The sequence below is a fragment of the Rhizobium sp. BK312 genome, assembly GCF_014193605.1.
Lineage (GTDB): Bacteria > Pseudomonadota > Alphaproteobacteria > Rhizobiales > Rhizobiaceae > Rhizobium.
On sequence record NZ_JACHZP010000004.1, the window covers coordinates 342,266 to 366,680 of the forward strand.

Genomic DNA, 24,415 nt, shown 5'->3' on the forward strand with positions numbered 1-24,415 from the left:
GAAAGACGAAGGAAGGAAATTCCGATGAACATCATGGCAAACCAGCCGCGCCGACTTGAAAGCTATGTCGGGGGCACCTGGGTCGCCGGCGCCAGAGAAGGCGTGCCGCTGCTCGATGCATCGACCGGCGTGCCCGTCGCGTTCATCGATTCCTCGGGTATCGATTTTAAGCAGATCCTGGCCTATGGCCGCGACAAGGGGGGACCGGTGTTGCGGCGCATGTCCTTCCATGAGCGCGCCGCAATGCTGAAGGCGCTCGGGCAGGCGCTGCTTGAGAGGAAGGAAGAATTCTACGCGCTCTCGACGGCAACCGGCGCCACGCGCGCCGATAGCTGGGTCGATATCGAAGGCGGCATCGGAACCTTGCTGTCCTACGCTTCCAAGGGGCGGCGCGAGCTGCCGAATACGCGTGTGTTGCTCGATGGCGACGTGGAGCAGCTCTCCAAGGACAAGAGCTTTTCCGCCCAGCATATATTGAGCCCGCTGCAGGGTGTCGCCGTTCACATCAATGCTTTCAACTTCCCCTGCTGGGGCATGCTGGAAAAGGTTGCGCCGACGTTGCTTGCCGGCGTCCCCGCCATCGTGAAGCCGGCGAGCCAGACGGCCTATCTTACAGAGCTGATGGTTCGCCGCATCATCGAAACAGGCCTGCTGCCGGAAGGTGCACTGCAGCTCGTTTGCGGCTCGGTCGGCGATCTCCTCGATCATGTCGAAGGCCAGGATGTGATGACCTTTACCGGCTCTGCCGCGACTGGCCAGCGCCTCAAGACGCACAGGGCGATTATCGAAAACTCCGTGCGCTTCACCATGGAGGCTGACAGCCTCAACGCGGCCGTCCTCGGGCTCGATGCCGCGCCCAGCACGGAGGAGTTCGATCTCTTCGTCAAGGAGGTCGCCCGTGAGATGACGGTCAAGGCCGGGCAGAAGTGCACGGCCATCCGCCGTGTCATCGCGCCCCGTTCCTATAGTGAAGCGCTTATTGCGGCCTTGAACGACCGCCTCGGCAAGACGGCAATCGGCAATCCGGCCGATGAGACGGTTCGCATGGGGCCGCTTGCAAGCCTCGCTCAGCGCGAGGAGGTGCGGGTGCGCATCCGGGATCTTGCTGCCGATGCCGAGATCGTCGGCGGCGATCCCGATAATCCGCATGTCATGTCCGGCGATGCGAGCGCCGGCGCCTTCCTCAATCCGGTCCTGCTCTATTGCGACAAGCCGGGCTCCGCGCGTGCCATTCACGATGTCGAGGCCTTCGGCCCCGTCAGCACCGTCATGCCCTATGACACGGCGGAAGAGGCCGTCGATCTGACGCGGCGCGGCAAGGGCAGTCTCGTTGCCTCCGTCTTCACCAACGATCCGCATTTCGCTGAGGAGGTTGTTCTCGGCCTCGCACCATTCCATGGTCGCGTGATGATCGGCAACCGCTTGAGTGCCAAGAGCTCCACCGGTCATGGTTCACCGCTGCCGGGCCTCGTTCACGGCGGTCCGGGTCGTGCCGGCGGCGGGGAAGAACTGGGCGGCATGCGCGGCGTGAAGCATTATATGCAGCGTACCGCGATTCAAGGTGCACCGACCATGTTGACCGCCGTCACGGGACGATGGATGGATGGCGCGGATACCCGCCGCGACAGCGAGCACCCGTTCCGCAAGTCGCTCGCTGAGCTCAAGATCGGAGATCAGCTCGTCACCGCCACGCGCACGGTGACACTCGACGATATCGAGTACTTCGCCCATTTTACCGGCGACACATTCTATGCCCATATGGATGAGGAGGCGGCGAAGGCCAATCCGTTCTTCGAGGGACGCGTGGCGCATGGCTATCTCATCGTCTCTTTCGCGGCCGGCCTCTTCGTCGATCCGGCTCCAGGCCCGGTTCTCGCAAATTATGGGGTCGACAATCTGCGCTTCCTGACACCGGTCAATCCGGGTGATACGCTCAAGGTGCAGTTGACCTGCAAAGAGATCAATCCCCGCATCAATGCCGAGCATGGCGAGGTGCGCTGGGATTGCAAGGTAACCAACCAGCTGGACGCCGTCGTCGCGCAATATGACGTTCTGACGATGGTGGCGAAAAGGAGAGAGTGAGCGCATGACGACGACCGAGCAAGACCCGCATCGCCTGGAAATGACCGTGCTGATGACGCCTGACATGGCGAATTTCAGCGGCAAGGTGCATGGCGGCGCACTTCTGAACCTGCTCGACCGCGTCGCCTTCTCCTGTGCGTCGCGCTATTCCAAGCAATATGCGGTAACGCTGTCGGTCGATCAGGTGCTGTTCAAGGAGCCGATCAATGTCGGCGAGCTCGTCACCTTCCGCGCTTCGATCAATGATACGGGCCGTACCTCCATGGAAGTCGGCATCCGCGTGGAGGCGGAGAATATTCGCTCCGGCCAGCGCCGCCACACGAACTCCTGTTATTTCACCATGGTCGCCGTCGACGAAGTCGGCCGCCCGGTCCGCGTGCCGGAACTGGTGCCAGTCACGCCGGTTGATATCCGACGGCACAAGGCCGCCCAGCTTCGCCGCACCTTGCGTCGTGAGTTCGCGCAACGGATGGAAGCGGTGGCCGAAACCGGTCGCGATGTGGAAGGTTTGGGAGTCGACTGAATGGCGCAGATCTATTCCTATGACGGCGTGATCCCGGTCATCGATCCCTCTGCCTTCGTGCATCCGGCCGCGACTGTCATCGGAGACGTTATCATTGGCCCCGCCTGCTATGTCGGGCCGGGCGCCGTGTTGCGCGGCGATTTCGGGCGTGTCGTGCTGGAGCGTGGCTCGAATGTGCAGGAGACTTGCGTCGTCCACAGTTTCCCGAATCTGGAAGTGATGATCGGCGAGGCGGGGCACATCGGCCATGGCGCTGTGCTGCATGGTTGCCGCATCGGCGCCAATGCCATGGTCGGCATGAATGCCGTCGTCATGGACGAAGCCGTCATCGGCGAGAATGCGATCGTCGCGGCGCTGGCCTTCGTCAAGGCCGGAGCCGAAATCCCGGCAAACAGTCTTGCCGTTGGAGCGCCGGCTCGCGTGGTTCGTGAGTTGACGCCGGAAGAGATCGCCTGGAAGCGCCAGGGCACCGCCATCTATCAACGGTTGGCGCTGGAGGCGAAGGAGAAGCTGGTGGCCGTCGAACCGCTGATGGCACCGGAGCCGGAGCGCCGCCGCATCCGCGCGCCGGAATATGATCCGCTTGTCCTCGAACGGATGAAGCTCGGCGATTGAACGACCGCGTCAGCGGCGTCTCAACGGACGGCCTTGACCCCTTCGAGGATGAGGGTGGTGGCAATGTCGGCATATTCGTCGCGTGTGATTGGCCCGTTGGGCCTGAACCACATATAGACCCAGTTCATCATACCGAAGAGCGACATGGTGACCGGCATCAGCAACGGCCTGTTCTTGTTGAGATCCGGGTTGAGATCCTCGATGACGGTGGAGAAACGCCGGACGATGCGCCGCTCGATCGTCCTCAATTCTGCCAGCTGCTCCTGCGACAGGGCATGCGTGCCGTTGAGCTGCACCTTATGTTCGTTGTCGGCGCCCTCATAGTTCTTAAGCACGGCCTTCACCAGCAGCCGCAGCCGCTCTTGCGGCGTAACATCGTTGCGATCTGCCGTTTCGATCGCGCTTTCCAGTTCCATCAGATGCGTTTGCACGATGTCGAAGATCAGCGCGTCCTTGCCGGGATAGTAGTGATAGAGCAGGGCTTTCGAGACGTTGCCATGTGAGGCGATCATCGACATGGACGCCTTTTCCATGCCCACCTCGGCGAAAACAGCCGCGGCACTCGCCAGGATGCCACGCTGCTTTTCCTCGAAATCAACTGCGCGCGTGCGTGCCATATGATCCTGCTTTGCTAATTCCCGATTGATCTGATCGTGCCTGGTGGCCGATCCTTCCCATATACAATCAAATGCTTGCCAGGCTATCCCACCAGATGCCGATCATTCTTTCGGACGGTTGTCCACGATGCGTTTGGCCTTGCCTTCCGATCGCGCAACGCCGCCTGGAGAGTGCACCATGACCTTCGTGGTGACACCGACGATGTTCTTGATGTGGTGGGCAAGTTCCTTTGCCGAAACATTTCGCGCCGTTTCGTCCGCCGCCTCCAGCGTGCACTCCACATGAACGGTCATGTCGTCCATGCGGCCGGAGCGTGTCAGTTCGATCTGGAAGTGCGGCGCGAGCCCGCGGCATTTCAGGATCTGCTCCTCGATCTGCGTCGGAAAGACGTTAACACCACGCAGGATCATCATGTCATCGGAGCGGCCCGTTATCTTTTCAATGCGGCGCATGGTGCGGGCGGTGCCGGGCAGCAGCCGTGTCAGGTCGCGCGTGCGGTAACGGATGATCGGCAGGCCTTCCTTGGTCAACGTCGTGAGGACCAGCTCGCCGATCTCGCCATCTGGCAATGCCGCGCCGGTGACCGGATCGATGATCTCCGGATAGAAATGATCTTCCCATATGTGCAGCCCATCCTTGCTCTCGACGCATTCGCTGGCGACGCCCGGACCCATGACCTCCGAGAGGCCGTAAATGTCGACGGCGTGCATATCGAAGGCGTGCTCGATTTCCTCGCGCATGGCATTGGTCCATGGTTCGGCGCCGAAGATGCCGACGGCGAGCGAACTTTCTCTTGGGTCGAGGCCCTGGCGACGGAATTCGTCGAGGATCGAGAGCATATAGGAAGGCGTCACCATGATGATGCGCGGCTTGAAATCCTGTATCAGCGCCACCTGCCGTTCTGTCATGCCGCCGGAGACCGGTACGACGGTGCAACCAAGTTTCTCCGCGCCGTAATGCGCGCCGAGGCCGCCGGTGAACAGGCCATAGCCGTAGGCGATATGCACCAGATCACCCGCCCGGCCGCCGGAGGCGCGGATCGAGCGGGCAACGAGGCTTGCCCAGGTTTCGACGTCCCTGGCGGTATAGCCGACGACGGTCGGCTTGCCCGTCGTACCGGAGGAGGCGTGGATACGGGCAAGCCTTTCGCGCGGCACGGCGAACATGCCGAAAGGATAGGTGTCGCGAAGATCTTTCTTGGTCGTGAAAGGAAATTTGGCGATATCAGACAAAGTCTTGAGATCGGAGGGATGCACGCCCAATTCGTCGAAACTCTTGTGATAGAAGGGTGAGTTCTCATAGGCATGGGTGAGCGTCCATTTCATGCGCTCGAACTGCAGCACGGAAATCTCCTCGCGGGAGGCGATTTCGATTGCTTCAAGCTCACCCGCACGCGGCGAAAGGTTTTCCATCAATGTCTCCTCCAGAAAAGCCGGTACTTCCGGCGCGCGAATTCTATTCCGGTAAAAGTGCGCCCTTGACGGTTCGCGAGTGGCCACGGAATTCCGCAATCTGCTCGCCATGCTGATTGGTAATCGCGACATCGTAGATGCCGCCTCGTCCTCGGCGCGACACCTCCCGCGCCGTCGCCGTCAGCCGGTCACCATTGAAAGCCGGCACAATAAAGGTCACCGAACAGTGCTGGGCGACGGTGCGCTGGTTGTAGCTATTGCAGGCGAACGCGAAGGCGGAGTCGGCGAGCGTGAAGATGTAGCCGCCATGACAGGTGCCGTGACCGTTGGTCATGGTCGCCGCAACGGTCATAGCGATGGTCGCTTTGCCGGGCGCGACGGACACAAGCTCCATGCCGAGATGGCGCGTGGCGTTGTCTTCGTCCCACATGGCTCTCGCGCAGGCTTCCGCGAGCGCCTGCGGCGAAAGGCTCTCCGCGGCGCTCATTTGCCCTTGAACTCCGGCTTGCGTTTTTCCAGGAAGGCAGTGACGCCCTCGGCATAGTCGGCGCTGCGGCCGGCTTCGCGCTGCAGGTCGCGCTCAAGATCGAGCTGCTGGTCGAGCGAATTCGTCGCCGCCGCCTGAATGGCGCGCTTCGTCAGGCCGAGGCCTTTCGTCGGGCCGGCAGCGAGCCTGGTGGCAAGCGCCGTCGCCTCATCCATCAGCTTATCGTCGTCCACCGCGCGCCAGATCAGGCCCCAGCTGGCGGCTGTTTCCGCATCGAGCGGTTCGGCCGTCAGCGCCAGTGCCTTGGCGCGGGCTTCGCCGATAAGCCGAGGCAGGTTCCAGGTGCCGCCGGAATCCGGCACGAGGCCGATCTTCGCGAAAGCCTGGATGAAGCGGGCCGAACGGGCGGCAAGCGTGATGTCGCAGGCAAAGGCGATATTGGCGCCGGCGCCGGCTGCCACACCATTAACAGCGCATATCACCGGCTTTTCCAAGCTGCGGATGAGGCGGAGCAGGGGATTGTAGAAAGTCTCGATCGTATGGCCGAGATCGGGGGTGCCCTTGCGCGGGTCGCGATCGCCAAGGTCCTGGCCGGCCGAGAAGCCGCGGCCGGCGCCCGTCAACAGAATTGCGCGGACATCTACATCCCGATGCGCGCGCTCGAAGCCGGCGCGCAGCGCAAGATGCATGTCTTCGTTGAAGGAATTGAGTTTGTCGGGTCGATTGAGCGTAAGCGTCAAGACGCCGTCGGCAAACGCCGACAGAACGGTGCCGGATTCAGACATGTTTCCTCCCCGTCGCCCTACCCATGACGACCGTGCAACTCTTGCATAAACCGACCGGTCAATCAATTATAAAAGCAATGATAAGATACTGGCCGGCAGATTGCGACGGAGTGGCTTTGCGTCGTGCAATGGACGATGCAGCCGGCGAGCGGCTGCAACGTGGTTGGTGGCACGCACTTCCATCAGTTACCTCCTCGGAAACTATAGTTTCGCGGAAAGGTTGATAACGGATGCTCGTGTCTTCCCGCTTGCCCTGCTTTTGATATTTATCGCGATTTGATAGGTATCGCTTCGGTCGATGCCATGATTGCGGGAAGAAAACAGATGACTGACAGGCCTGAAAGCAATGTCGTCGATTTATCGGTTGACGAAGCCTTTTTCGAACTTCTGACCGGCAGTTTTCAACGCATTGTCGGCCGTCCACTCGTCAATCCGCAAGCAGGGCCTCCTTGGCTCTATAATGAGGCACCTTTCGTGGTCCTTGCCCACAACACGGATGCCGATCCGCGTTTCGTCTACGCCAACAAGGCTGCTCAGAATTGCTTCGAATATCCCTGGGATGAGTTCGTGACGGTTCCCTCGCGACTTTCAGCGGAGCTTCCCAACCGTGCGGAGCGTCAGCAACTGCTGGATGCGGTGACGCGCAACGGTTTCATCTCCGACTATCGCGGCCTGAGGATCGCAAAATCCGGACGGCGGTTCTGGATTGAGGAGGGTATCGTCTGGCAGCTCGTGGATCGCGAAGGCAATTTGCGTGGGCAGGCTGCGACATTTTCCAAATGGAAAGACGCATAAGCCCGCGACAAGGTCGTACAGGCATCAGGGCATAAGGCCGCATATCGGCGACAGGCGGCGATGTCGTAGCAGCGTGCCATCAATTGTTGCCGAATGTGAGGCAGGTCCCTTAATTCGTGGCGTACGGGCACGTTGGCCGCTGCCGTTGTGATGAGCCTTGCAAAAGCAGCATGGCTATCCTGCAGGCATGTGCATTTTATTTAGGCGGGTAAATGCCTATCTCTTGCGCGAAAACAAAGGAGATGGCAAAAATGAAAGTATTAGAGAAGATTAAGCGCTTTAGCGAACAGCGCAGAGCAATGCGCGAGCTTTCCGCCCTGGACGATCATGTTCTTCGTGATCTCGGCATTTCCCGCTCGCATATTCCGTTCGCCGTCAAGGGAGCTCGCGGCAACTAAACCTTACTTTCCCGCGCATACCCTTGAGGTATGCGCCGCCGCAGGAGCTATTGGCCAGTGCCGTCGCTAGCTTTCTGCGACAAAGTCATAGCCGATAGATGCCGCGCGTAGCGTCATTGGTCGCCTCCAACCTCACGATCGGCACAATTTTCCTGTTGTTATTCTGCCGGATAACATGACGAAGATTTAGGCTGCTTGATCGCAGCTGTCCCTCGTGCCCCGTTTCGCGCAATATTCAAGTTCAATCTCGAGCAGTCTCGTTGCATTGGCAAGTGCTTCCTCTGCCTCTGCGAACGACTGTGGGCTATGGCCCATTCTGGCCTCACCGTAATTTCTGGCCCGCAGCAACACGAGTTCGGCCAATTCGATGCATTCGGACGTCGGCCGGACGAGATTCAGGCAATACCGCAAATTGATCGCAACCTGGAGCGCGAATTCGGCTGCCGAGAAATCCAATATTGCCCCCGGCGGTATGGCCCGAGCCAGATAGATCCTCCAGTGTTGGGTCATCGCATTACCCCCTCTTGTCGGATGATTGCACGGACGACGTCGTGTGGCGTGCCGCTCTTACAGAGACGCTGTTGGCTCTCGACCGGCTTATCTTATGCCGGCGAGGCTTTGGCGTGCCCGCAGTCATATTGACAAGCTGAAGTCGGTTTCAATAACGCGATCATGCAATTGGGCTTCGGTCCGGCGCTTTCTCCGACCTTGGTCTGACGCTGCCACGGCGAAAGGTCATGACGTGGATTGCTGAAGTCCAAATGCTGTACTTATCCGTGGGATAGGACTTGACCCTTCGCGATGTAGCGGCGATTTGATATGGATCGGACCCTTGCCAATCGGCGATAGCCGAGGCGCTTCGAGCCCATGGAACGTTGGGCGCTCGTCGTTGGAGCCTCAGGAGGCTTTAGGTGTTATTACGTCGAAAGCTTATTGCTGCTTTACCATGCCTGATGCTGACCTTGGTCAACACGGCACTTCCCTACACTGTGAAAATTCACGGTGCTTCCGCGATATTCGCCCAGCAAATGGCCGAGGCCAAAGGTGGTAATGGTGGCGGCAACGGCGGCGGAAACGGCAATGGGGGAGGCAACGGTAACGGGGGAGGCAATGGGAACGGCGGTGGCAACAGCGGCAATGGAGGTGGAAACGGCAGCGGTAACAATGGAAACGGGAATGGCAACAACGGAAACGGCAATGCTAATGGCCGATCGTCCGCAACCAAGAGCGCTACCCAAAGCCAGGTCGATTCCGACCAGTCCACCGATGATGGCGGCGGCTCGATTAGCGTTCAACACAAGGATGGCATGAGCGAAAATATACAGAGCGGACGTTATGTGATGAAGGATTCAAAGGGCCGCACCATCGTCAATCGCAATGCGACAACTGCCGACGAGCAGCGGCTCAAATCACTGCTTCACTGACGCCGCTTTTCGAGTTCATCCCGGAATGCCATCGCAGCTTCCGTTCTATTGCTCACCTCCAGTTTGGCGAAGATTTGGGTCATGTGATGCTTGATGGTCTTTTCATGCAGATCGAGCTTCAGCCCAATATGTTTATTGCTCAATCCAGCAGAAGCCAGTTCCAATACTTCCCGCTCGCGATCCGTCAATGCGCTGAAAGGATTGGCCCGGGAACCGGTTCCGTTTTCGGAAATCAGACGCGCCGATAGCGTCGGTGCGACATAGCTGTCACCGGCAGCGATACCGCGAAGGATATCGGCGAGCGTCCGTGATCCGACGCCTTTCAGAACATAGCCCTTCGCGCCGCTCTTGAGCGCTGTCATCACATCGTCGCTTGCCTCGGAGACTGTCAGCATAACGATCTTCTGATCGGGTATCTGGCCGAGGATAAGAGAAAGGGCATCCAGTCCTCCTCCCGGCATGGAAATGTCGAGCAACAGGATGTCCGGGCGCTGCTGCATCGCTATGCGCAGCGCGTCCTCCTTGCTGCTGCCTTCGCCGACGATGCTAAACCCATCCATTTCTGTCAGGCTGCGGATAACGCCTTCCCTGAAGAGGGGGTGGTCGTCTACGACTGCCAAAGTGATTGCTGCTGTCATGTCTGCTCCATTTCCTCGATGTTCAGGGACATGCGGACGATGGTGCCCCGGTCCGACGACAAAAGCTGGAACATGCCGCCGAGGCTTTCGACCCGATCTCTGAGGCCGGCAAGACCAAGCTTCTGCGGGCCGACCTCTTTCGGATCAAATCCCGGTCCCTCATCGGCAACCTCGATTACGACCTGGTCGTCTTTGAAGGATTGCACGACCCTTTGCCCGATTCCGCCGGCGTGACGATAGCCATTGTTCAAGGCTTCCTGCACAAAGCGATAGACGCATATTTTTGCGGAGGTCGAAAGATCTGTCGGCGCTGCCCCGACGAGAAGCGCGACGGTGACGCCGGTGCGCTGTTCGTGGGCACGGATTGCCCGTTTTAAGAGATCGGTCAAATTGTCCGTCTCGATGTGCGGCAGCATCAGGCCGCTACAGACGCTCCGGATTTCGGCCATGGCGTCATCAAGGCTGGATTTGATTGTCTCCAGCGACGCTTCGCGCTCCTCTGGCGAGACGGTGGGGCTGATGAGTGTCTGGCTGTCCAGTCGCAAGGAGGCATAAGCGACCAATTGGGCGGGACCGTCATGCAGGTCGGCACCGATACGGCGCAAATAGCTCTCGTTCAGCGCGGCGGCGCGCTGGGTCGCGCGTTGGACGCGCGCGCGCAACGCCTCGTTCTGTTGAAGAAGCGCCGACAATTCGCCGATGCGGCCGTTGAGTGCCATGCGCTGACTGTCGATAGTGCGGCTGCCGCGCAGGACGATGATCGATAGAAGAGCAAAGAATGTCAGCGTGAACACGGCAACGACAAGCCAGCTCAGCAGGCGGGCCTGCGTAAGGCTCCCTTCGAAATCGTTGGCGACCTCGTAGAATTCGGAGACGGCCACGACCTTGCCCGACCAAGGTTGAAGCACCGGATTGTAGATTTCCAGAAGGGGCTTGCCGCTATTGCGTTCAGCCACGCTCTCCACGTCGTCGATCCGGTTGAATTTGGCGACCATTTGGCCCGAAAAGGCGGTCTTGAGACTATCCGAGAGCGGAAATCGCTTGCCGGAAAGATCCTTGTTATTGGAATAGAGGATTGTCCCGTCGTCGCGCCAAAGCCGGAAGGAAAACAGCCGTGTGCCAAGCGCACCTTGGCCCAGGGTCTCATCAAGGGCGCGCGTCACCGTATCGTCAAGAGCCTGAGTGGTTTGCATATCGGGCAGGAGCGGGGCGATGACGCTGTCGACATAGAGGGCTGTCGTCGCCGCGGAATTACGCGTCACTGCATTCTCGATCAGATTGGCAACGATGGACCCGACAACGAGCATAGCACAAAGAGCGACGAAGCCACCGGCGAGCAGGAACTGCCTGGCCAGGGATTGGGAGTTCCAGCGTTCGATAAGACTTGCTGGAGAGAGTTTGTATTTATGATTCGCTCGCGGCACTGGCATAATCGGCACTGATCTCCCAACCCTCTATAGCTATCCCAGCAGAATGGAGTGTCAACTGTTGGGTCGTCGACACCGGCCGCGTAGTCCCGAGCGGGGTACTGCCGTCTGGCGCCTGCAATTTAAGCGACCAAAGGGTTGGATCAATCAGACTATGGTCCTAACCCTCAAGGCATAGGTCGGAGCGGGATAGAAAGCTGGGATTTCGGCAATATTCTAGTGCGCATGATTTGCTGGATATGGCCGCTGCCATAGGCGACGGGCATGTTACGAAGGAAGTGCACATGAAAATCCATTCCATCATTGGTGCGACAAGCCTCGGCCTGGTGCTTGCCCTTGCGCCCATCGGAGGAGCTACTGTCGGTTTCGTACAGACGGCATTCGCCAAGGGCGGAAACGGCGGCGGTCATGGCGATGGTAACGGCGGCGGCCATGGTGACGGAAACTCCGGCCATGAAAAGTCCGGGGGCGACGATACAAGCAGCCCTTCGACGAATGCGGCGGCTGCACAGGGCACTTCATCGTCGGTGCTGGGGCATCATGCGGATAAAGACTCCAAAGCCCATAGTGCAAGTTCGAAGAGCCATGTCTCAAAGCCCGGTGCAGGTAGCCTTAGCTCGCTCAAGCGGGACTATCACGCCTACTTGAACTCGAAAGATCCGAAGATGGCGGCGCTTTCCGCTTATGTGAAGGCATATGCGGAATTCGAAATCCAGTATGGAACGACGGCAGTGCCGACGGACCCGGCCCTCAGCGACAGCGCCTTGCGTTCGGCGCTGGCGCAGTTGTCTAACAAGCCGGTGACGAACCAGACGCTCACAGAAGCAAAGAGCATCCTCGGCGTTGGAACAAATATAGGAAAAATCGCGGAAGTTCGTGATGCGCTGGAAAGGAAATCCGAAACCGCAACGCCATCTGAGAGCACGCAGCTAACCGACGATTGAGGCGCCGCCTTATAGTGCTTTGATAAGCGTGGCAATCGACGGGCGCGTGGTGGCGGTCGTCCGCCACCACCTCTCACGAACTTCGATTTACGAGTTTGGCGCCAGCGGGCGCCATTCGCTAGCCGGTCCGCCCACCGGCTCTATCGCCGGGTCGGGTCTTCCGCCCCAGACGCTGCCCGATCCGGCGATAGGCAATTTGCCGCACGATCTGTATGATCAGGTACAGAATATGGTGCGCGACAGGGGTAGGCCGCGGGATGACCGCGTGCGGAAGCCAGTGCCAGGAAGTTCGGGATTTCGGGTAAAATCGGAGGCCGGCCACTCTCTCCTTGCGATCAGCAGGATGTGGCCAAGCCAGGCAGAGTGAGGGTGGAGAGCGGCTTCCCGCTCTCCACGATCGTTAGTTCAGAATCTTGATAACCTTGCGCGAGGAAGGCTCGACAATCACGCGTTCGTGGTTGACGATCGCATAGGCATATTTCGGATTTTGCGGAACCGTTCGCACGACGATCGTTTCCGGCAAGGGTCGGCCAACGACTACACGCTCGCGGACAACCGTTTCCTCTTCGGGCAGGGGCTGTTCGCGTACGTAGGTGACCACCTTCTGCGGCGGCGGATCGATGGCCGTGCCGACAACGGCGCCGGCGACACCGCCTACGGCGGCTCCAACCGGGCCGCCAACCACGGCTCCGGTAACCGCGCCACCTGCGGCGCCGGTGACGGTCGAAGATTGGGCAAAAGCACATCCGGCGGTCAGGCCAAGCGCGAGTGCCGCAACACTAAGTACCTTCGTTTTCATCAGAATCTCCTTTCACCTTCTATTCGCCCGTCGTCGACGGAGCTGTTGGTAAAACAGAGCTTCGCCGCAGTCTGTTCCTTTCCTTGGGCTTCAGTCATGTGGATTTGGGACATGGGTCGCAGTGAACATCAGACCAAAGCCCTACGCTCGTGGCTTCTATAGGGAATATGGAGGATTCGTCGCATTCAGGGCTGGGTGCGGTGACGCAAGGCAGGGATTGAGCCAATACAGCTCTCACCTTCGCAATTGCCGGAAGCCACTACGCGATGCGGCAGGTCGATCCGATAAAGGTTTCGATCGCTTCGCGTGAGCAGTGGAGCGATCTCAATCTGTCAATGTCGAGCCTGGTTCGAAGAGGCCACCGATGTGTTTCGCTCTGCGGTCCAAGTGCTAGGCAGGTTGGCACATATGATCCCGACCAGGAGAATGACGGATATCAGACCGATCAAAGTCTCCCATGATTGCCGACGAAATGGGAGCGGCCAGCGCGATCGGGATATATTCGGATCATATTGCATTTATCAGTTCCACACCCATGGGAAAGCCGTCAACGTTCCGGTGGAGATCAATCCTGTGATCGCCGTTATTTTTCCGCTGTGTGTTCATCCAGTAAATCTATGTCCGTCGAAATCAGATTGTCTAGTAGCTTGATCGACAATATCTGGTAACGGAGACCCTGGCGATTGTTAGGGCTGCCAAATTAATCGGATTATGGAGAAAATATTTCCGACAATACCGGATGATGCAGTGGTATAGCGACAGGTATGCCCGAACTTAGTCGCACTCCGAACCAGACCGGTCGGAAGTTTTTGATTGCGTTCAAGCATCCGCCCAGGCGTCGGGTGTATCAAGTGCCGCCGATATTATGCGACTCTGCTCGTAAAGCCAGTCGCAGAATTCTTTAGGCCCTGATCTCCCGTCATCATCACGGATGAGTGCGAAGTGCCAGTCGGGACCGTCAAGCGTCTCGTCGAAGGGCGCTATCAGCACGCCTGATTTGACGATGGGCTCGAAGAAGCCGGGCGGCACGAGCGCAACGCCTTCACCCGCGCAGGCGGCATTCACATTTAGCTCATGGTTCGGATATTCCACGCGAGTGAACCTCAACCCCGGCGGGACGCGACCAATTGCGCTCACAAACCATCTTTCCCAGTCTGGATGCGGCAACAGTGGCAGAGTTGCAAGCATCTCCGGTGTGAGAGGTTCCAGCGCTGCGGCAAGCGATGGAGCCAGAAGCGGCGTTAGTTGTACGGGAAATAGTCGAAAGGCCCGCAGACCCGGCCAGTCGCCGGCACCAGTGCGGATGGCAACGTCGAAATCTGACGGATCACGAATTTCGGTCGAAACATCGAGTTCGATCTCGCAGCGCTGATAGCCGGAAAGGCGCGGCGCAAGCCAGCGGCTTGCGAGGGTGGGAGGCGCGGTCACCCGCAAGGGAGGAGATGCCGCTCCGAAAGCCGCCAATGCGGCGTCGATTTCGTCCAAGCCGCGCCGCACACCCTTCGCAAGCAGCATGGCCTTCGGAGTAGGCACTACACGCGGTCCTCGCCGAATGAAAAGGGGCTCACCTAGTTCCTCCTCAAGGGTGCGAATGCGCAGGCTCACTGCCGTAGGGGTGAGAAACAAACGCTCGGCTGCACGGGCGAAGCTTCCGGAAGCGACGCAGATCTCAAGGACTTTCAGGGCGTCGAGTGAAGGGTGCATATGTAGTTTCACTTATGATAATAGTAAGGAATGCCCGTTTTGCGTACCGATATTATAGCAGTTTAATGCGCCCCAGAAGTGGAGGCGATCACGCTCTCCATACATGGAGAGCCTCTCATGGAGCTGCAATCGCGTCCTCTGTTTACGCTGTATCTCGAACTTCATCCAACGATCGATATGGGACCATGTCCCGCGGGCGTTCGCCGTATCTTTCCGGTCTCTGGCGGCCGTTTTGAAGGAGAGCGTCTCAAGGGCAAGGTCTCACCACTGATCGGATCGGACCTGCTGGTCACTCGGCAGGACGGAACATTCCAGCAGGATGTGCGGGTTCTGCTCGAGGTTGAGGATGGCGCCTACATTCTGATGACCTATCGTGGCGTTCGCCACGCATCGGTCGAAGTTTCCGAGCGCTTGGGACGCGGCGAAGCTGTCGACCCTTCGGAATATTATCTTCGGACAACTCCCTATTTCGAAACCGCTTCGCCTGCACACGATTGGATCAATGCGATCGTTTGTGTTGGAAAGGGTAGCCGCTTTCCGGGTGGCGTAAAATACGACCTGTTCGAAATCCTCTGATAACAAAGAAATGGACGGGATTGGCTTGATTCCACTCGGTTCTCTGTCCCACCGAGCAATCTTGCGGTCGTTCGTTTGACTTGCAGTCCGAAATGCCGCTGGGGTAATATTTCTAAAGTTTTCATTGCAAAATCTGAAATAGAGCCTAGTTTGGACTTATCGACCATTGCTTGTGACGTCGCTCAAGGGCCTATGCTCTTCCTCGGATTCCCTCTCAAAAAATCGATCTAACCCCGCAAGGTATCGCGGGAGCAACAACGATTGCTATGAAAGGAAATCGTTATGAACACTGGTACAGTTAAGTGGTTTAACTCCACCAAGGGCTTCGGCTTCATTCAACCCGATAATGGCAGCACGGACGTTTTCGTGCATGCTTCGGCCGTCGAGCGAGCCGGAATGCGTTCGCTAACTGATGGACAGAAAATTCGCTATGACATCGTGCAGGACAGCAGGTCCGGCAAGAGCTCAGCCGATAATCTTCAGGCGGCGTAAATTTGTCATTCACGCGCGCTGACCACGGATGTACTGGCAGTGCGCATGAATGATGCTGAGAGGTCGGGGTAACGCCCGGCCTTTTATTTTGGCCATGGGAGAACGGTATGCAGAATCCGCGCTACCAGATTGGTGACACGATCGTTTTAAAGCGTGGCACTTTTGGAAGTTTCGGTCCTTCTGGAACAGGAAGAATCGTGTCGCGCCTGCCTGAAGCCGATGGCGCCATGCAATATCGCGTCCAGTTCGAAGGCGAGAATTTTGAACGCCGCGTAGTCCAGCCGGATATCGACGTTGAAGCGTCCACATCAAAAGCCCGGAATATTGGCTTCGCAGCTGAATCAAGGTCTTCCAGCTGGATCAATTCGACGATGATCACCCTGAGAAAGCGGTAATTGAAGGAGCTACCTTGCAAGTAGACGTCAGGGACAACAACGTCGATCAGGCGCTCCGGGTTCGAGAAAAAGCCGATGCGATCCGCTGCAGTCGTAAACTTGCCCGCAAACATGCACAGCGCGAAGGGCTTCTTCCCGCGTCCAAAAAGAAGGTTGCGCGGTCGGGCTGACCGTATCCTCTTATCATTCGTCAGGAGACATCATGGCCGCCACAAAAGAGAAGTTTTTCAAACAGAGTAGGCAAACTCTTCAAGACAAGGCATCGACGACGGATACGGCGGCGAGGCAGATCACCGCCGCCGAAAATGCCGATCGCGAGAAAAAGACCGAGAAGCTCCGCGCGCTTCGGTTGGCGCGGCCCGAAGCAGAGCCGATCAAGCCATCGGCGAAACGCGGGCATAAGACGAAATAACAAAAGCACGACCGCCAAAACATAGCACAGCGAAAAAAGCTGCGTTCTTTGGCGCGGTAAAACGTTACTATACAGCTACGCGGTTTGGCCGAAAATCTCGAGCTGCGAAAGGTTAATGGCTTCGCTCGCTGCCGAGGTGTTGCCGATGAATTCGTCGATCAGGAATGCCACGTAGCCTCCAGTCATCTTGACGATGGCGAGTTCGCAGCTCCGTGAGGGCCTATTGCCCATTTGGGCGGCCAAATCGTAAACCGGCACCAATTCGCCGCGATATGAGGTATGACCGAGGGCGCGGCGTGCATCGTCGCCATCGCGAAGCGGGCGCCAATTATCTGCCCGGGCGACGATCGTTCCGTCAATGAACGTGCATAAGGTGTCGTGCACGCGTACCGCCATTGCTGCGCGGCGGCGAAGAAATACTGGTAGAGGCATTGAGCACTTTGTCCCTTCAGGGACTCCCCGTTCAAAAGTGCAAACGTCTGAGGCGAAACCCGGCTGGGGAGGATGCCTTGGCACTGTCATGGTGCCGCCGAACGCGATTCGGCCGGACAAACCCAAGGTAGAGTGATTGTCTTGATGACTGCTTTTGGGTTTGCTTAAAATTCTAACGATGCCCCACTTTCAGACTGGCCATAAGGCCCAAATCCGAATGAGGTTGAGGCCAAACGATCGCGTTTTAGCTGTGTCTGCCACGTCGAAAGGGCCGAACGAGAAACTCGGTCAAGTTCTGCGGCTCGCGGATATTGGGTAGGCCGACATCAGGCCATTCCTGGGCTTTCGGATAGTAGGCCGTCCCGAACAGAATGTCCCAGATGGCGGAACCACTGCCGAAATTCCGGTTGAAATGCCGTCGTTCGATCGAATGATGAATGCGGTGAAACCGGTTGTCGGGAAAGATGTAGCGGACCCAACCCAGGTTCAGACGCGTCGAACTATGCTCGAAATAACCTTGCCAGCGAACGAAGAACACCCAGATCCAGGGAACATAGTCCTGCTTGAAATCGAAAAGCAGCGAGACGGGAATGATCAGGAACGGGATCCTGAAGATCTCCTCGCTGAAATGATGGTTGCTGTTGAAGGCACTCATTTCCTCTAGCGAATGATGCTCGGCGTGGAAACGCCAGAAGAACCTGTTGCTATGCTGGAGCCGGTGGAACCAATAGTAGAAGAACTCGCTGACCTGCAGAACGAGAAAGGAAGCAGCTATGGCACCCAACAGATGCAGCGGCCATGCGTTCGAAAACCTCGAGAGGAATGTCAGGTCGATCGCAAACAACGGCTTTACGCCGATGCCAGCCCAAAACCAGTAGAAGAGGGTCAGGCTTGCCTTGGTTATGAGGATGTTTGTCACGCAGAAGATCATGCCGCGAAGTTTCGATACATAGCTATAGCGAGACTTCGGAAAGATGACCTCGGCGGCGAGCAACAGCAACGCGACCGGAAGAACGCGATCAGTATACTCCTCCATGAATTCAAGCAAACGAAGCAAATTTTCCATTGTCAATTTGCTATCCATGGAACGATAGGGGCGATGCTCCTCCTTAGCCGAGGATAGGTGTCGCTTCAACTTGATGATTAAAAACTGGTTAAGGGCATGATGGCCGCAGCGAGGTTGATGGTCTGCAAACCCACGCTCCAGGGCAATTAGCCTACCCACGGGCTCTCAAGGCAGCGATCAGCGGCAGCCGGCTGGCGGCCAGTGCCGGAAGCGCGCCACCAAGGAGTCCGATTGAAAGACCAAGCATACCGCCGGTCAGCATGACTTGCGGGGTGACGGTAAGCTGAAAGGCCATGCTGGCATCATTGGCCCCTATGGTGCTGGCGCGCCACCCTTCGAAGACAAGCCACGATGCCAAGACGCCGACGGCTGCACCGGCCGCAGCCAAGAGGGCGGCCTCCAACCAGGTTGCGAGAAAGGCGGATAGGCGGCTGAAGCCGAGTGCCCGCATGGTCGCGATCTCGACCGTTCTGTCGGAGATGGAGCTCATCATCGTATTGAGTGCCCCGGCGGTTGCGCCGATCGCCATCAGCAAGGCGATGGGCCAGCCGAACAGGCGTATGAGATCGGCCATGCGCCCAGCCTGTGATGCATAAAGTCCAGCCTCGGAAACTGCCGTCAGCGGCGTCTCCGTAATCGTCGCTAGCTTGGCGTTCAACTTGGCAAGGGAGGATGGATCGGCAAGCCGCAATCGCAGGCTTTGCACCTCGCCCTGCCGGTCGAAGGTTGCACGCACCGCATCGATATCGCCCCAGATTTCCGATTCGAATGCGCTGCCATTGGCAGTGAAGTGTCCGACCACGGTCCAGTCCACGGTGCCGAGCCGCACCTTTGCGCCGAGGCCGAAGCCGGGATAATCGCGGGCGATGCCTGCTCCGACGACAATCTCTCTGGCGCCGGGCGCGAACAACCTCCCCTGCGAAAGGGAGATACCATTCCGGATCGGAAGACCGCTGCCATCCATGCCACGCAGGGCAAGGGTCCTCGAGCTTCTATCTCCTTTGCTGGTGACATCGACGGGGATCACGAGTTCGCGGGATGCAACAAGATTTCCGGCCGAATCCCGAAGAACGCCGATATCGTCGCCACTGGCCTTGAGGTTGCGGATCGCATCGGCTGATATATCGGAGCCGGTCTCCTGGTTCGTGCCGCCGCCGAGCACGACGGCGACCAGCCGCGAGCCTGCGCCGCTCAAGGCCTTCTCGAAGCCGCTCGCCATTGCTAGGAAGCCTATAAGCACGATGACGACGAGCGATACCGACAATGCCATGGAGAGCGAAATCGCCAGGCGCCGCTTCATGCTGCCGAGCGCGGTTCTTGTCGCAACGATGATCTGTCTGATTTGGATGGACATATCGGTCACCTCGCTCGGAAGGCTTTCATGATGGGGGTTCGCATGGCGTTGACGGCCGGCACGAGGCCGGTTGCAAGTCCAAGGACAAGCACGATCGCCGTTGCATGCAGCAGCACGACCGGAGAGAAGACAAGACCGAGCGATGGGCCGGCAAATATCGCTCCGGCTCTGGCCAAGGCCAGCCCGATGGCTCCGCCGATGATGAACATGAACAGTGTTTCACCGAGGACGAGGGTGAGGATCGTCATGCGTGAGATGCCCAGTGTTTTCAGGACGGCGATTTCGAATGAGCGCTCGCGCACGGCGAAGACCATGGTGTTGATGACGATCATCAGCAGCGTGATGAAGGCAGCCCCTGTGACCAGATCGACGATGAGGCCGATATCGGCATACTGGCGCAGGAAGGCTTCGAGAAACTGCTTTTCGGACTGAGTGCGCGTGGGCGCCGCGGAGTTGGCGAAGAGCGCGTCGATATGGGCAGCCAGAACGCCCGGTGAAATGCCGTCGCGCGGCTTGATGATGAAAGCATCCACGGTGTCCTGGTCTTTTGTGCGGGCGGCATTGACGTAATCGTAACGGGCGATGGTGAAGTAGGTGTCGGTGCTGGCGCTTTCGCCCTCGAAGATCCCCGCGATCGTAAAGCGCCAGTCGCGGCCGCCGTCCTGCTTCGCCACCTGAAAGGCGGTGACGGTGATGTTTTGACCAACAGACCAGCCTTCGGCTTCGGCGAGCGCCCGTCCGACCAGGACCCGGTCGCGGCCTTGACCGATCGCCTCGAGCAGATCGGGCGTAAGGCCGAGTTCCCGACCGTACCGTTGGTTTCCATCAGCAACGCCGGATCGACGGCGCTGATTGGCACGACATTCTTTTCGACATCGACGAAGCCGCGCAGGCGCGTCATGTAACCGACCGCTGCGACATCGGGATCGGCCGCAATGCGGGCGCGGTGGGCCATCGGCAATGGCTGCCCACGCCCGCTGGCACTCATGACGCCGAGAATATCGTCGCTCGCGGCCGACACGCCCTGCGAGCCGGCAAGGAGGCTGGCGGTTAGCCCGTGGATGAGAAAGGCGACGGCGATGCAGACAATGAGCAGAGTAGTGCGCAGCGGCTTTCGCCAGGCATTCTTTCGGGCGAGGTCGAGGAAGGTCATCAGGCTGCCTTTTCCGCTTCGATGAATTGTCCCTTGTCGAGATGCAGCGTCCGTCTGGCCGAGCCTGCGGCTCGCGGGTCGTGGGTCACCATGATAATGGTCTTTCCCAGCTCACGATTGAGGAAGTTGAGCATCTGCAGCACATCGTCGGCGGAGGCCCGATCGAGATCGCCGGTCGGCTCGTCGCAGAGCAGCAGGCCGGGATCGGAAACAATGGCGCGCGCAATGCCGACGCGCTGCTGCTGCCCACCCGACATGGAAGAGGGATATTGCTTTTCCCTGCCGGCAAGCCCGACGAGATCGAGGACCTTGCCGACCCGGTCACGCCGCTCCTTTGCGCTCAGGGGCTTCAGGAGGAGCGGCAGCTCGACATTCTCTGCCGCGGTCAGCATCGGCAGAAAATTGTAGAACTGGAAGACGATGCCGATATTGTGCGCTCGCCAGGACGACAGTGCTCGTTCGCCCATCCAGTCGAGCCGATGGTCGCCGATGCTTACACTTCCGGCATCCGGCCGGTCGATGCCGGCCAGCATGTTGAGCAGCGTCGATTTCCCTGATCCCGATGGTCCTATGATCGCGATGAAATCGCCCTGCGGAATGGCAAGGTCGAGACTCGAGAAGATGGAGATATCTTCCCTGCCGATACGATAGGCCTTTCGCACCTCTTTAAGCTCGATATAGGCGGCAGGGGTCATGACTTGCTGTCTCCATTCTTGGCGATCGTGTCTGCAAGGGGGATACGGATGCGGGCGGCCATGTTCGGCCGAATGCCTTCCGGCGGATCGATGAGGGAAAGGCGAACCGTGATCGTGCCCTTTTCGACCGAGGCAATGGGCGCGAGCCGCAGCACCTCGACTGCAAAGGCTCGATCGGGAAATCCGTCGAGCACGGCTTCGCCCCGCAGGCCCGGTCTGAGGGACGCGATATTGGTTTCCGCCACGTCGGCGTCGAGCGTCATGCTGGCGGTATCGGTGATGGCAAGCAGGCTCTGGTTTTCGCGCACGCTGTCGGCACGGGCAAGCACGGTGTCGCCGACATGGGCGTTGAGCCGTGTCACCGTGCCGGCAAAGGGCGCGCGGACCATCAGTTCCGTCAGGGGCTCTTCGGCGGATCGAACACCGAGTTCGGCCGTGGCTAAATCCTGCCGGGCTTGCGCCACGGCGTTGGATGCACGGGCAAAGGCCGTTCTCGATTCTTCCAGTTGCTGCCGCGAGGCCGCATCGCGGCTGGCAAGGCTCTCGAGGCGGTCCAGCGATGCACGCGCCTGCACGAGATCGATGTCACGCGCCTTGACCGTCAGATCGGCAGCGGCGCGCGCGGCTTCAGCCTTTTCCAGCGCGATGTGGGCGACCGCATCATCGAGTGTGATAAGAACCTGCCCGGCTTCGACCCGGTCGCCGAGCTCGACGGCGACATCGGTAATTCTGGCCTCATATTTGGAGAAAACAGTCGTGCTGCGCGGAGCAACGACAATCCCGGCACCGGTTATTTCGCCGACTGCGCTGGTCCTTGTATTCAAAGCGTACTGCTTGTGGTCCCGGTCATTTGTTTCTTCAACGCGGGAGGTTTCCGTCGCGCGTGGCTCGCTCCGCAAGGCCGGTATGGAAGAGAGAGGCGTTCCCGACGGATGGAATATGCTGGGACGATAGATGACGATGATCAGGCTGGTGGCCGCAACCAATACCAGACTCAGGAGAGGAATGGTCCGCCGCCTTGGGGCGTGGGGCGGATCCTGCGTTATGTGCCGCCGCTCCAGGGAGAGGGAGGTCAGCGTGGCGGCAAGTCTCTGGTCGTGATCGGTGACGGTGCTCATGAGGAAGAGCATGGCCATCCGACGGGGAAACGGAGACCTCGAACATGATCCGGGCCGTGCTCGATCGCGATTCAGTCAGCCTTGCATGTGGCCGAAATCAGCTGGAAGGGCTGCGCGACCGGTCGCGCCATTCGAGCGGCGTCGTATCGGTAACGCGCCGGAACTCGCGATTGAAGTTCGATTTGGTCTGGAAACCGACATCGAACATGATTTCCGTCACCGGCTTTTCGGTTTCTGCCAGCAACAAGCAGGCCTCGGCGATCCGGTGCTCGTTGACATATTGCGAGACATTCTTGCCGGTCGCCCGGTTGATGGCTGCGGAAATTTGCCGGGCGGGAATCGCAAGCTTGCGCGCCAGCCGATCGAGATTGAGATCGACATCGCGATAGGCGTGCCTGTCTTTCATCAAGGCCTGCACCGCCCCAAGCGTCTGTGCGTCTTCAAGGAATTCGGGCGGACGGACGTTTTCCGTCTTCTCGGCGGGCGCATGGCTGCGGCTGGCGGCTGCAGCAGCCATGGCCAGGATAGCCAGTCCGATGAGATTTCCGAAGCTAATGACCTTCAGTGCAGATGTGCCGTCGGCCCAGACAAAATCCAGCCAGATGAATATATCCACCGCCGCTGATAGCAGAAGCGCGCCTGCGGCAAAGAGGATGGCCCGGTAGGTCGGGCCGGCATTTTCGAAAGGTGCAAGACGAAGGGCGTCCGTGCCCGAGCGCATGAGAAGCAGGATTGCTGCGGCATAGCCGATATCGATAAGGATAATCCCGATATCGATCGCGTCCCGCCATATCGCGACCAGTACGACAATAAGCCCCGCCGGAAGACCATGCAGGCAGATCTGCTGAATTGGCGATAGAGGGCTTTTGCGCGCCAGCCTGGAGATCCCGAGATAAGCAAGCGGCGGCACCATCGCAGCTGCGACCGGCATGGCGTACATGACAGGCAAAACGGCGTAACCCCAGCGCAATCCGGACAGTACGGACTGAAAGGCGCTCAGAAGAATGAGCGCCTGGAAAGGAAGATTGGGTGAGGGGCTATCGTCGCGGCTCCGGACGACGCCGAAGAGAATGACGAGCAAAATGGCGACGACGAATGGAAGCGGAATGAAAATCATTGATCGTTCGGAGCAGGACCTGTCTATATCTCCAGCCGATCATGCCGAAAGACGGGCCGCACCGCGACCTCAATCATGTTTCAGGTCGTCAAATTTCTGGGGAGGGAGACCGGTTGTCGTGGCATGTCACTCCGCTGCGGCGGCAAGACATCCATCGATGATCCCTCTGATTTCCGCGCGGCAGGAGCCGCAATTCGTTCCGGCATTCGTTGTCACACCGACAGCCTCGACGCTGTGACATCCATTGCGAATGGCGCCGAATATGAAGCTAAAGTTTGAGCACTCGCCCAATTCATTTGCGCTCTCGCAGCTATCTCCGGCGCACAGGCGAGGTCTGCAAGCGCCGTGGCTTGGCGCGGATCTTTACTCCCTCATCGATCTCTCGCGGCCTCCTTCATCATGGCCATAAACCTGGAGATTCAGGAACCAACTCTATCGCGAGGCAGTTAGAAAACAGACGCGGGAAAGAAAAGGGAGAACACCATGTCGAATGTTTCGCGAACTGGAACTGAAGATGTCAACAATGCAACCAGCCGAACCACCTTCGGACGATCCGTCGAGAGCAAGGCTCAGTTGCGGGATGCGGCGGCGCTCTCCTCAGCAGCCGACGGTGCGGAGGCACTGAATATCTATCGCCTGGAACCCATCGCTGCCCCGGACGATCCACGTTGGGACAATGCTCCCAATCAGGGCACGATCATCGTGGCGGCCAGAAGTTCGGGCGACGCACGCATCGTGGCAACGGGCAGGGAGCTCGACTTTATGGAGGTCGATGCCGCCCCCGCCGAAGATGTGACCACCAGTAATGCGAGTGCGTTTCGCGATGACAAGCTTTACACCGTGATCGAGATCGCTCGCGGCCGAACCGATTTGAAACGGGGCGTGCTGCAGGGCGAGGTGTCCGTCGACACAATCCTTCCCACGCAAGTCGACCGCTGATTATCCGCGCTGAAG

The 24,415-nt window shown here is 58.8% G+C and carries 26 protein-coding genes and 2 pseudogenes; 12 read left to right on the forward strand and 16 right to left on the reverse strand.

The annotated features are described in order from the left end of the window. Positions 1-24 precede the first annotated feature (24 nt). Genes paaZ through FHT85_RS13840 form a run of 3 tightly spaced genes read left to right on the forward strand, consistent with a single transcriptional unit; the run spans position 25 to position 3,220 of the window. Positions 25-2,082 (forward strand): phenylacetic acid degradation bifunctional protein PaaZ, encoded by a 2,058-nt coding sequence (paaZ, locus tag FHT85_RS13830; protein WP_112410793.1) that lies wholly within the window; start codon positions 25-27, stop codon positions 2,080-2,082. Positions 2,083-2,086: 4 nt separating this feature from the next. Continuing rightward, positions 2,087-2,605 (forward strand): acyl-CoA thioesterase, encoded by a 519-nt coding sequence (locus FHT85_RS13835; RefSeq protein ID WP_162709644.1) that lies wholly within the window; start codon positions 2,087-2,089, stop codon positions 2,603-2,605. Continuing rightward, positions 2,606-3,220 (forward strand): transferase hexapeptide repeat family protein, encoded by a 615-nt coding sequence (locus FHT85_RS13840; RefSeq protein ID WP_112337009.1) that lies wholly within the window; start codon positions 2,606-2,608, stop codon positions 3,218-3,220. 20 nt (positions 3,221-3,240) lie between these two features. Here the strand turns inward: FHT85_RS13840 and FHT85_RS13845 are convergent, their stop codons facing one another. From FHT85_RS13845 to paaG, 4 genes are all read right to left on the reverse strand, one after another. After that, on the reverse strand, positions 3,241-3,837 hold the full coding sequence (locus FHT85_RS13845) for a TetR/AcrR family transcriptional regulator (protein ID WP_112337008.1): 597 nt from the start codon (positions 3,835-3,837) through the stop codon (positions 3,241-3,243). 102 nt (positions 3,838-3,939) lie between these two features. Then, entirely contained in the window at positions 3,940-5,250 is a 1,311-nt protein-coding gene (gene paaK, locus FHT85_RS13850; protein WP_112337007.1) for a phenylacetate--CoA ligase PaaK, read from the reverse strand. Between the two features lie 43 nt (positions 5,251-5,293). Next, positions 5,294-5,737 (reverse strand): hydroxyphenylacetyl-CoA thioesterase PaaI, encoded by a 444-nt coding sequence (paaI, locus tag FHT85_RS13855; protein ID WP_112337006.1) that lies wholly within the window; start codon positions 5,735-5,737, stop codon positions 5,294-5,296. Continuing rightward, entirely contained in the window at positions 5,734-6,522 is a 789-nt protein-coding gene (gene paaG, locus FHT85_RS13860; RefSeq protein WP_112337005.1) for a 2-(1,2-epoxy-1,2-dihydrophenyl)acetyl-CoA isomerase PaaG, read from the reverse strand. The genes paaI and paaG overlap by 4 nt, the downstream gene beginning before the upstream one ends. 324 nt (positions 6,523-6,846) lie before the next feature. Between paaG and FHT85_RS13865 the strand changes: the two genes are divergently transcribed. The 3 genes from FHT85_RS13865 to FHT85_RS13875 all read left to right on the forward strand — a co-directional run bounded on the left by FHT85_RS13865 (position 6,847) and on the right by FHT85_RS13875 (position 9,139). Then, the gene (locus FHT85_RS13865) at positions 6,847-7,317 is read left to right on the forward strand and encodes an MEKHLA domain-containing protein (protein ID WP_112337004.1); all 471 of its coding nucleotides are present in this window, start codon (positions 6,847-6,849) and stop codon (positions 7,315-7,317) included. Between the two features lie 251 nt (positions 7,318-7,568). Further along, positions 7,569-7,715 carry a DUF1127 domain-containing protein gene (locus tag FHT85_RS13870; RefSeq protein WP_112337003.1) on the forward strand — a complete coding sequence of 49 codons (147 nt, stop codon included), beginning with the start codon at positions 7,569-7,571 and terminating at the stop codon, positions 7,713-7,715. 911 nt (positions 7,716-8,626) lie between these two features. Continuing rightward, entirely contained in the window at positions 8,627-9,139 is a 513-nt protein-coding gene (locus FHT85_RS13875; protein ID WP_405048022.1) for a hypothetical protein, read from the forward strand. On the opposite strand, the gene FHT85_RS13880 is transcribed toward FHT85_RS13875, so the two are convergent. Together FHT85_RS13880 and FHT85_RS13885 are read right to left on the reverse strand one after the other, a co-directional pair. After that, positions 9,133-9,777, reverse strand: coding sequence for a response regulator (locus FHT85_RS13880; RefSeq protein ID WP_112337000.1), 645 nt, complete (start codon positions 9,775-9,777; stop codon positions 9,133-9,135). The two genes, FHT85_RS13875 and FHT85_RS13880, sit on opposite strands and share 7 nt — an antisense overlap. Next, entirely contained in the window at positions 9,774-11,207 is a 1,434-nt protein-coding gene (locus FHT85_RS13885) for a sensor histidine kinase (protein ID WP_112336999.1), read from the reverse strand. The genes FHT85_RS13880 and FHT85_RS13885 overlap by 4 nt, the downstream gene beginning before the upstream one ends. Before the next feature lie 281 nt (positions 11,208-11,488). On the opposite strand from FHT85_RS13885, the gene FHT85_RS13890 reads away from it, so the two are divergent. Next, on the forward strand, positions 11,489-12,148 hold the full coding sequence (locus tag FHT85_RS13890; protein ID WP_246779981.1) for a hypothetical protein: 660 nt from the start codon (positions 11,489-11,491) through the stop codon (positions 12,146-12,148). Positions 12,149-12,548: 400 nt separating this feature from the next. Here FHT85_RS13890 and FHT85_RS13895 read toward each other — a convergent pair whose 3' ends face one another. Beyond that, positions 12,549-12,947 (reverse strand): DUF1236 domain-containing protein, encoded by a 399-nt coding sequence (locus FHT85_RS13895; RefSeq protein ID WP_112336997.1) that lies wholly within the window; start codon positions 12,945-12,947, stop codon positions 12,549-12,551. Between the two features lie 819 nt (positions 12,948-13,766). After that, complete coding sequence (locus FHT85_RS13900; RefSeq protein WP_112399805.1) at positions 13,767-14,651, reverse strand: LysR substrate-binding domain-containing protein; 885 nt, start codon at positions 14,649-14,651, stop codon at positions 13,767-13,769. A 117-nt stretch (positions 14,652-14,768) separates the two neighbouring features. Here FHT85_RS13900 and FHT85_RS13905 point away from each other — a divergent pair, with 117 nt between their 5' ends. From FHT85_RS13905 to FHT85_RS13920, 4 genes are all read left to right on the forward strand, one after another. Then, positions 14,769-15,227, forward strand: coding sequence for a DUF3237 domain-containing protein (locus FHT85_RS13905; protein ID WP_112410795.1), 459 nt, complete (start codon positions 14,769-14,771; stop codon positions 15,225-15,227). 282 nt (positions 15,228-15,509) lie between these two features. After that, the gene (locus tag FHT85_RS13910; RefSeq protein WP_112336994.1) at positions 15,510-15,719 is read left to right on the forward strand and encodes a cold-shock protein; all 210 of its coding nucleotides are present in this window, start codon (positions 15,510-15,512) and stop codon (positions 15,717-15,719) included. Positions 15,720-15,826: 107 nt separating this feature from the next. Next, positions 15,827-16,114, forward strand: a complete 288-nt coding sequence (locus tag FHT85_RS13915) for a cold-shock protein (protein ID WP_112336993.1) — start codon at positions 15,827-15,829, stop codon at positions 16,112-16,114. Positions 16,115-16,316: 202 nt separating this feature from the next. Then, positions 16,317-16,526 carry a hypothetical protein gene (locus FHT85_RS13920; RefSeq protein WP_112336992.1) on the forward strand — a complete coding sequence of 70 codons (210 nt, stop codon included), beginning with the start codon at positions 16,317-16,319 and terminating at the stop codon, positions 16,524-16,526. Between the two features lie 75 nt (positions 16,527-16,601). Here FHT85_RS13920 and FHT85_RS13925 read toward each other — a convergent pair whose 3' ends face one another. The 8 genes and pseudogenes from FHT85_RS13925 to FHT85_RS13960 all read right to left on the reverse strand — a co-directional run. After that, the gene (locus tag FHT85_RS13925) at positions 16,602-16,910 is read right to left on the reverse strand and encodes a chemotaxis protein CheW (RefSeq protein ID WP_312861342.1); all 309 of its coding nucleotides are present in this window, start codon (positions 16,908-16,910) and stop codon (positions 16,602-16,604) included. A gap of 292 nt (positions 16,911-17,202) precedes the next feature. Continuing rightward, positions 17,203-18,024: a sterol desaturase family protein gene (locus tag FHT85_RS13930; RefSeq protein WP_112337136.1), complete on the reverse strand. Its 822-nt coding sequence runs from the start codon at positions 18,022-18,024 to the stop codon at positions 17,203-17,205. Between the two features lie 151 nt (positions 18,025-18,175). After that, positions 18,176-19,378, reverse strand: a complete 1,203-nt coding sequence (locus FHT85_RS13935) for an ABC transporter permease (RefSeq protein ID WP_112410796.1) — start codon at positions 19,376-19,378, stop codon at positions 18,176-18,178. Between the two features lie 5 nt (positions 19,379-19,383). Next, a pseudogene (locus FHT85_RS13940) lies at positions 19,384-20,531 on the reverse strand (ABC transporter permease). Beyond that, positions 20,531-21,226 (reverse strand): ABC transporter ATP-binding protein, encoded by a 696-nt coding sequence (locus FHT85_RS13945; protein ID WP_112410797.1) that lies wholly within the window; start codon positions 21,224-21,226, stop codon positions 20,531-20,533. The pseudogene FHT85_RS13940 and the gene FHT85_RS13945 overlap by 1 nt, the downstream one beginning before the upstream one ends. After that, a complete protein-coding gene (locus FHT85_RS13950; RefSeq protein ID WP_246779982.1) occupies positions 21,223-22,344 on the reverse strand; it encodes an efflux RND transporter periplasmic adaptor subunit in 1,122 nt (373 codons plus the stop codon). The genes FHT85_RS13945 and FHT85_RS13950 overlap by 4 nt, the downstream gene beginning before the upstream one ends. Before the next feature lie 97 nt (positions 22,345-22,441). Then, on the reverse strand, positions 22,442-23,461 hold the full coding sequence (locus tag FHT85_RS13955) for a helix-turn-helix domain-containing protein (protein ID WP_112336987.1): 1,020 nt from the start codon (positions 23,459-23,461) through the stop codon (positions 22,442-22,444). Positions 23,462-23,587: 126 nt separating this feature from the next. Then, positions 23,588-23,725, reverse strand: a pseudogene (locus FHT85_RS13960) (bacterioferritin-associated ferredoxin); the annotation flags it as partial. A gap of 219 nt (positions 23,726-23,944) precedes the next feature. Here FHT85_RS13960 and FHT85_RS13965 point away from each other — a divergent pair. Continuing rightward, positions 23,945-24,400: a hypothetical protein gene (locus FHT85_RS13965; protein ID WP_112336986.1), complete on the forward strand. Its 456-nt coding sequence runs from the start codon at positions 23,945-23,947 to the stop codon at positions 24,398-24,400. Positions 24,401-24,415: the final 15 nt, after the last annotated feature.

What these genes read in the sequence shown, in the direction of transcription:
- FHT85_RS13900 (WP_112399805.1), bottom strand. Translation starts at nt 14,651, where the DNA reads ATGCACCCTTCACTCGACGCCCTGAAAGTCCTTGAGATCTGCGTCGCT.
- FHT85_RS13920 (WP_112336992.1), top strand. Translation starts at nt 16,317, where the DNA reads ATGGCCGCCACAAAAGAGAAGTTTTTCAAACAGAGTAGGCAAACTCTT.
- paaZ (WP_112410793.1), top strand. Translation starts at nt 25, where the DNA reads ATGAACATCATGGCAAACCAGCCGCGCCGACTTGAAAGCTATGTCGGG.
- FHT85_RS13965 (WP_112336986.1), top strand. Translation starts at nt 23,945, where the DNA reads ATGTCGAATGTTTCGCGAACTGGAACTGAAGATGTCAACAATGCAACC.
- FHT85_RS13890 (WP_246779981.1), top strand. Translation starts at nt 11,489, where the DNA reads ATGAAAATCCATTCCATCATTGGTGCGACAAGCCTCGGCCTGGTGCTT.
- FHT85_RS13870 (WP_112337003.1), top strand. Translation starts at nt 7,569, where the DNA reads ATGAAAGTATTAGAGAAGATTAAGCGCTTTAGCGAACAGCGCAGAGCA.
- FHT85_RS13910 (WP_112336994.1), top strand. Translation starts at nt 15,510, where the DNA reads ATGAACACTGGTACAGTTAAGTGGTTTAACTCCACCAAGGGCTTCGGC.
- FHT85_RS13880 (WP_112337000.1), bottom strand. Translation starts at nt 9,777, where the DNA reads ATGACAGCAGCAATCACTTTGGCAGTCGTAGACGACCACCCCCTCTTC.
- FHT85_RS13865 (WP_112337004.1), top strand. Translation starts at nt 6,847, where the DNA reads ATGACTGACAGGCCTGAAAGCAATGTCGTCGATTTATCGGTTGACGAA.
- paaK (WP_112337007.1), bottom strand. Translation starts at nt 5,250, where the DNA reads ATGGAAAACCTTTCGCCGCGTGCGGGTGAGCTTGAAGCAATCGAAATC.
- FHT85_RS13935 (WP_112410796.1), bottom strand. Translation starts at nt 19,378, where the DNA reads ATGTCCATCCAAATCAGACAGATCATCGTTGCGACAAGAACCGCGCTC.
- FHT85_RS13840 (WP_112337009.1), top strand. Translation starts at nt 2,606, where the DNA reads ATGGCGCAGATCTATTCCTATGACGGCGTGATCCCGGTCATCGATCCC.
- paaI (WP_112337006.1), bottom strand. Translation starts at nt 5,737, where the DNA reads ATGAGCGCCGCGGAGAGCCTTTCGCCGCAGGCGCTCGCGGAAGCCTGC.
- FHT85_RS13950 (WP_246779982.1), bottom strand. Translation starts at nt 22,344, where the DNA reads ATGAGCACCGTCACCGATCACGACCAGAGACTTGCCGCCACGCTGACC.
- FHT85_RS13955 (WP_112336987.1), bottom strand. Translation starts at nt 23,461, where the DNA reads ATGATTTTCATTCCGCTTCCATTCGTCGTCGCCATTTTGCTCGTCATT.
- FHT85_RS13885 (WP_112336999.1), bottom strand. Translation starts at nt 11,207, where the DNA reads ATGCCAGTGCCGCGAGCGAATCATAAATACAAACTCTCTCCAGCAAGT.
- paaG (WP_112337005.1), bottom strand. Translation starts at nt 6,522, where the DNA reads ATGTCTGAATCCGGCACCGTTCTGTCGGCGTTTGCCGACGGCGTCTTG.
- FHT85_RS13945 (WP_112410797.1), bottom strand. Translation starts at nt 21,226, where the DNA reads ATGACCCCTGCCGCCTATATCGAGCTTAAAGAGGTGCGAAAGGCCTAT.
- FHT85_RS13835 (WP_162709644.1), top strand. Translation starts at nt 2,087, where the DNA reads ATGACGACGACCGAGCAAGACCCGCATCGCCTGGAAATGACCGTGCTG.
- FHT85_RS13845 (WP_112337008.1), bottom strand. Translation starts at nt 3,837, where the DNA reads ATGGCACGCACGCGCGCAGTTGATTTCGAGGAAAAGCAGCGTGGCATC.
- FHT85_RS13905 (WP_112410795.1), top strand. Translation starts at nt 14,769, where the DNA reads ATGGAGCTGCAATCGCGTCCTCTGTTTACGCTGTATCTCGAACTTCAT.
- FHT85_RS13930 (WP_112337136.1), bottom strand. Translation starts at nt 18,024, where the DNA reads ATGGAAAATTTGCTTCGTTTGCTTGAATTCATGGAGGAGTATACTGAT.
- FHT85_RS13895 (WP_112336997.1), bottom strand. Translation starts at nt 12,947, where the DNA reads ATGAAAACGAAGGTACTTAGTGTTGCGGCACTCGCGCTTGGCCTGACC.
- FHT85_RS13915 (WP_112336993.1), top strand. Translation starts at nt 15,827, where the DNA reads ATGCAGAATCCGCGCTACCAGATTGGTGACACGATCGTTTTAAAGCGT.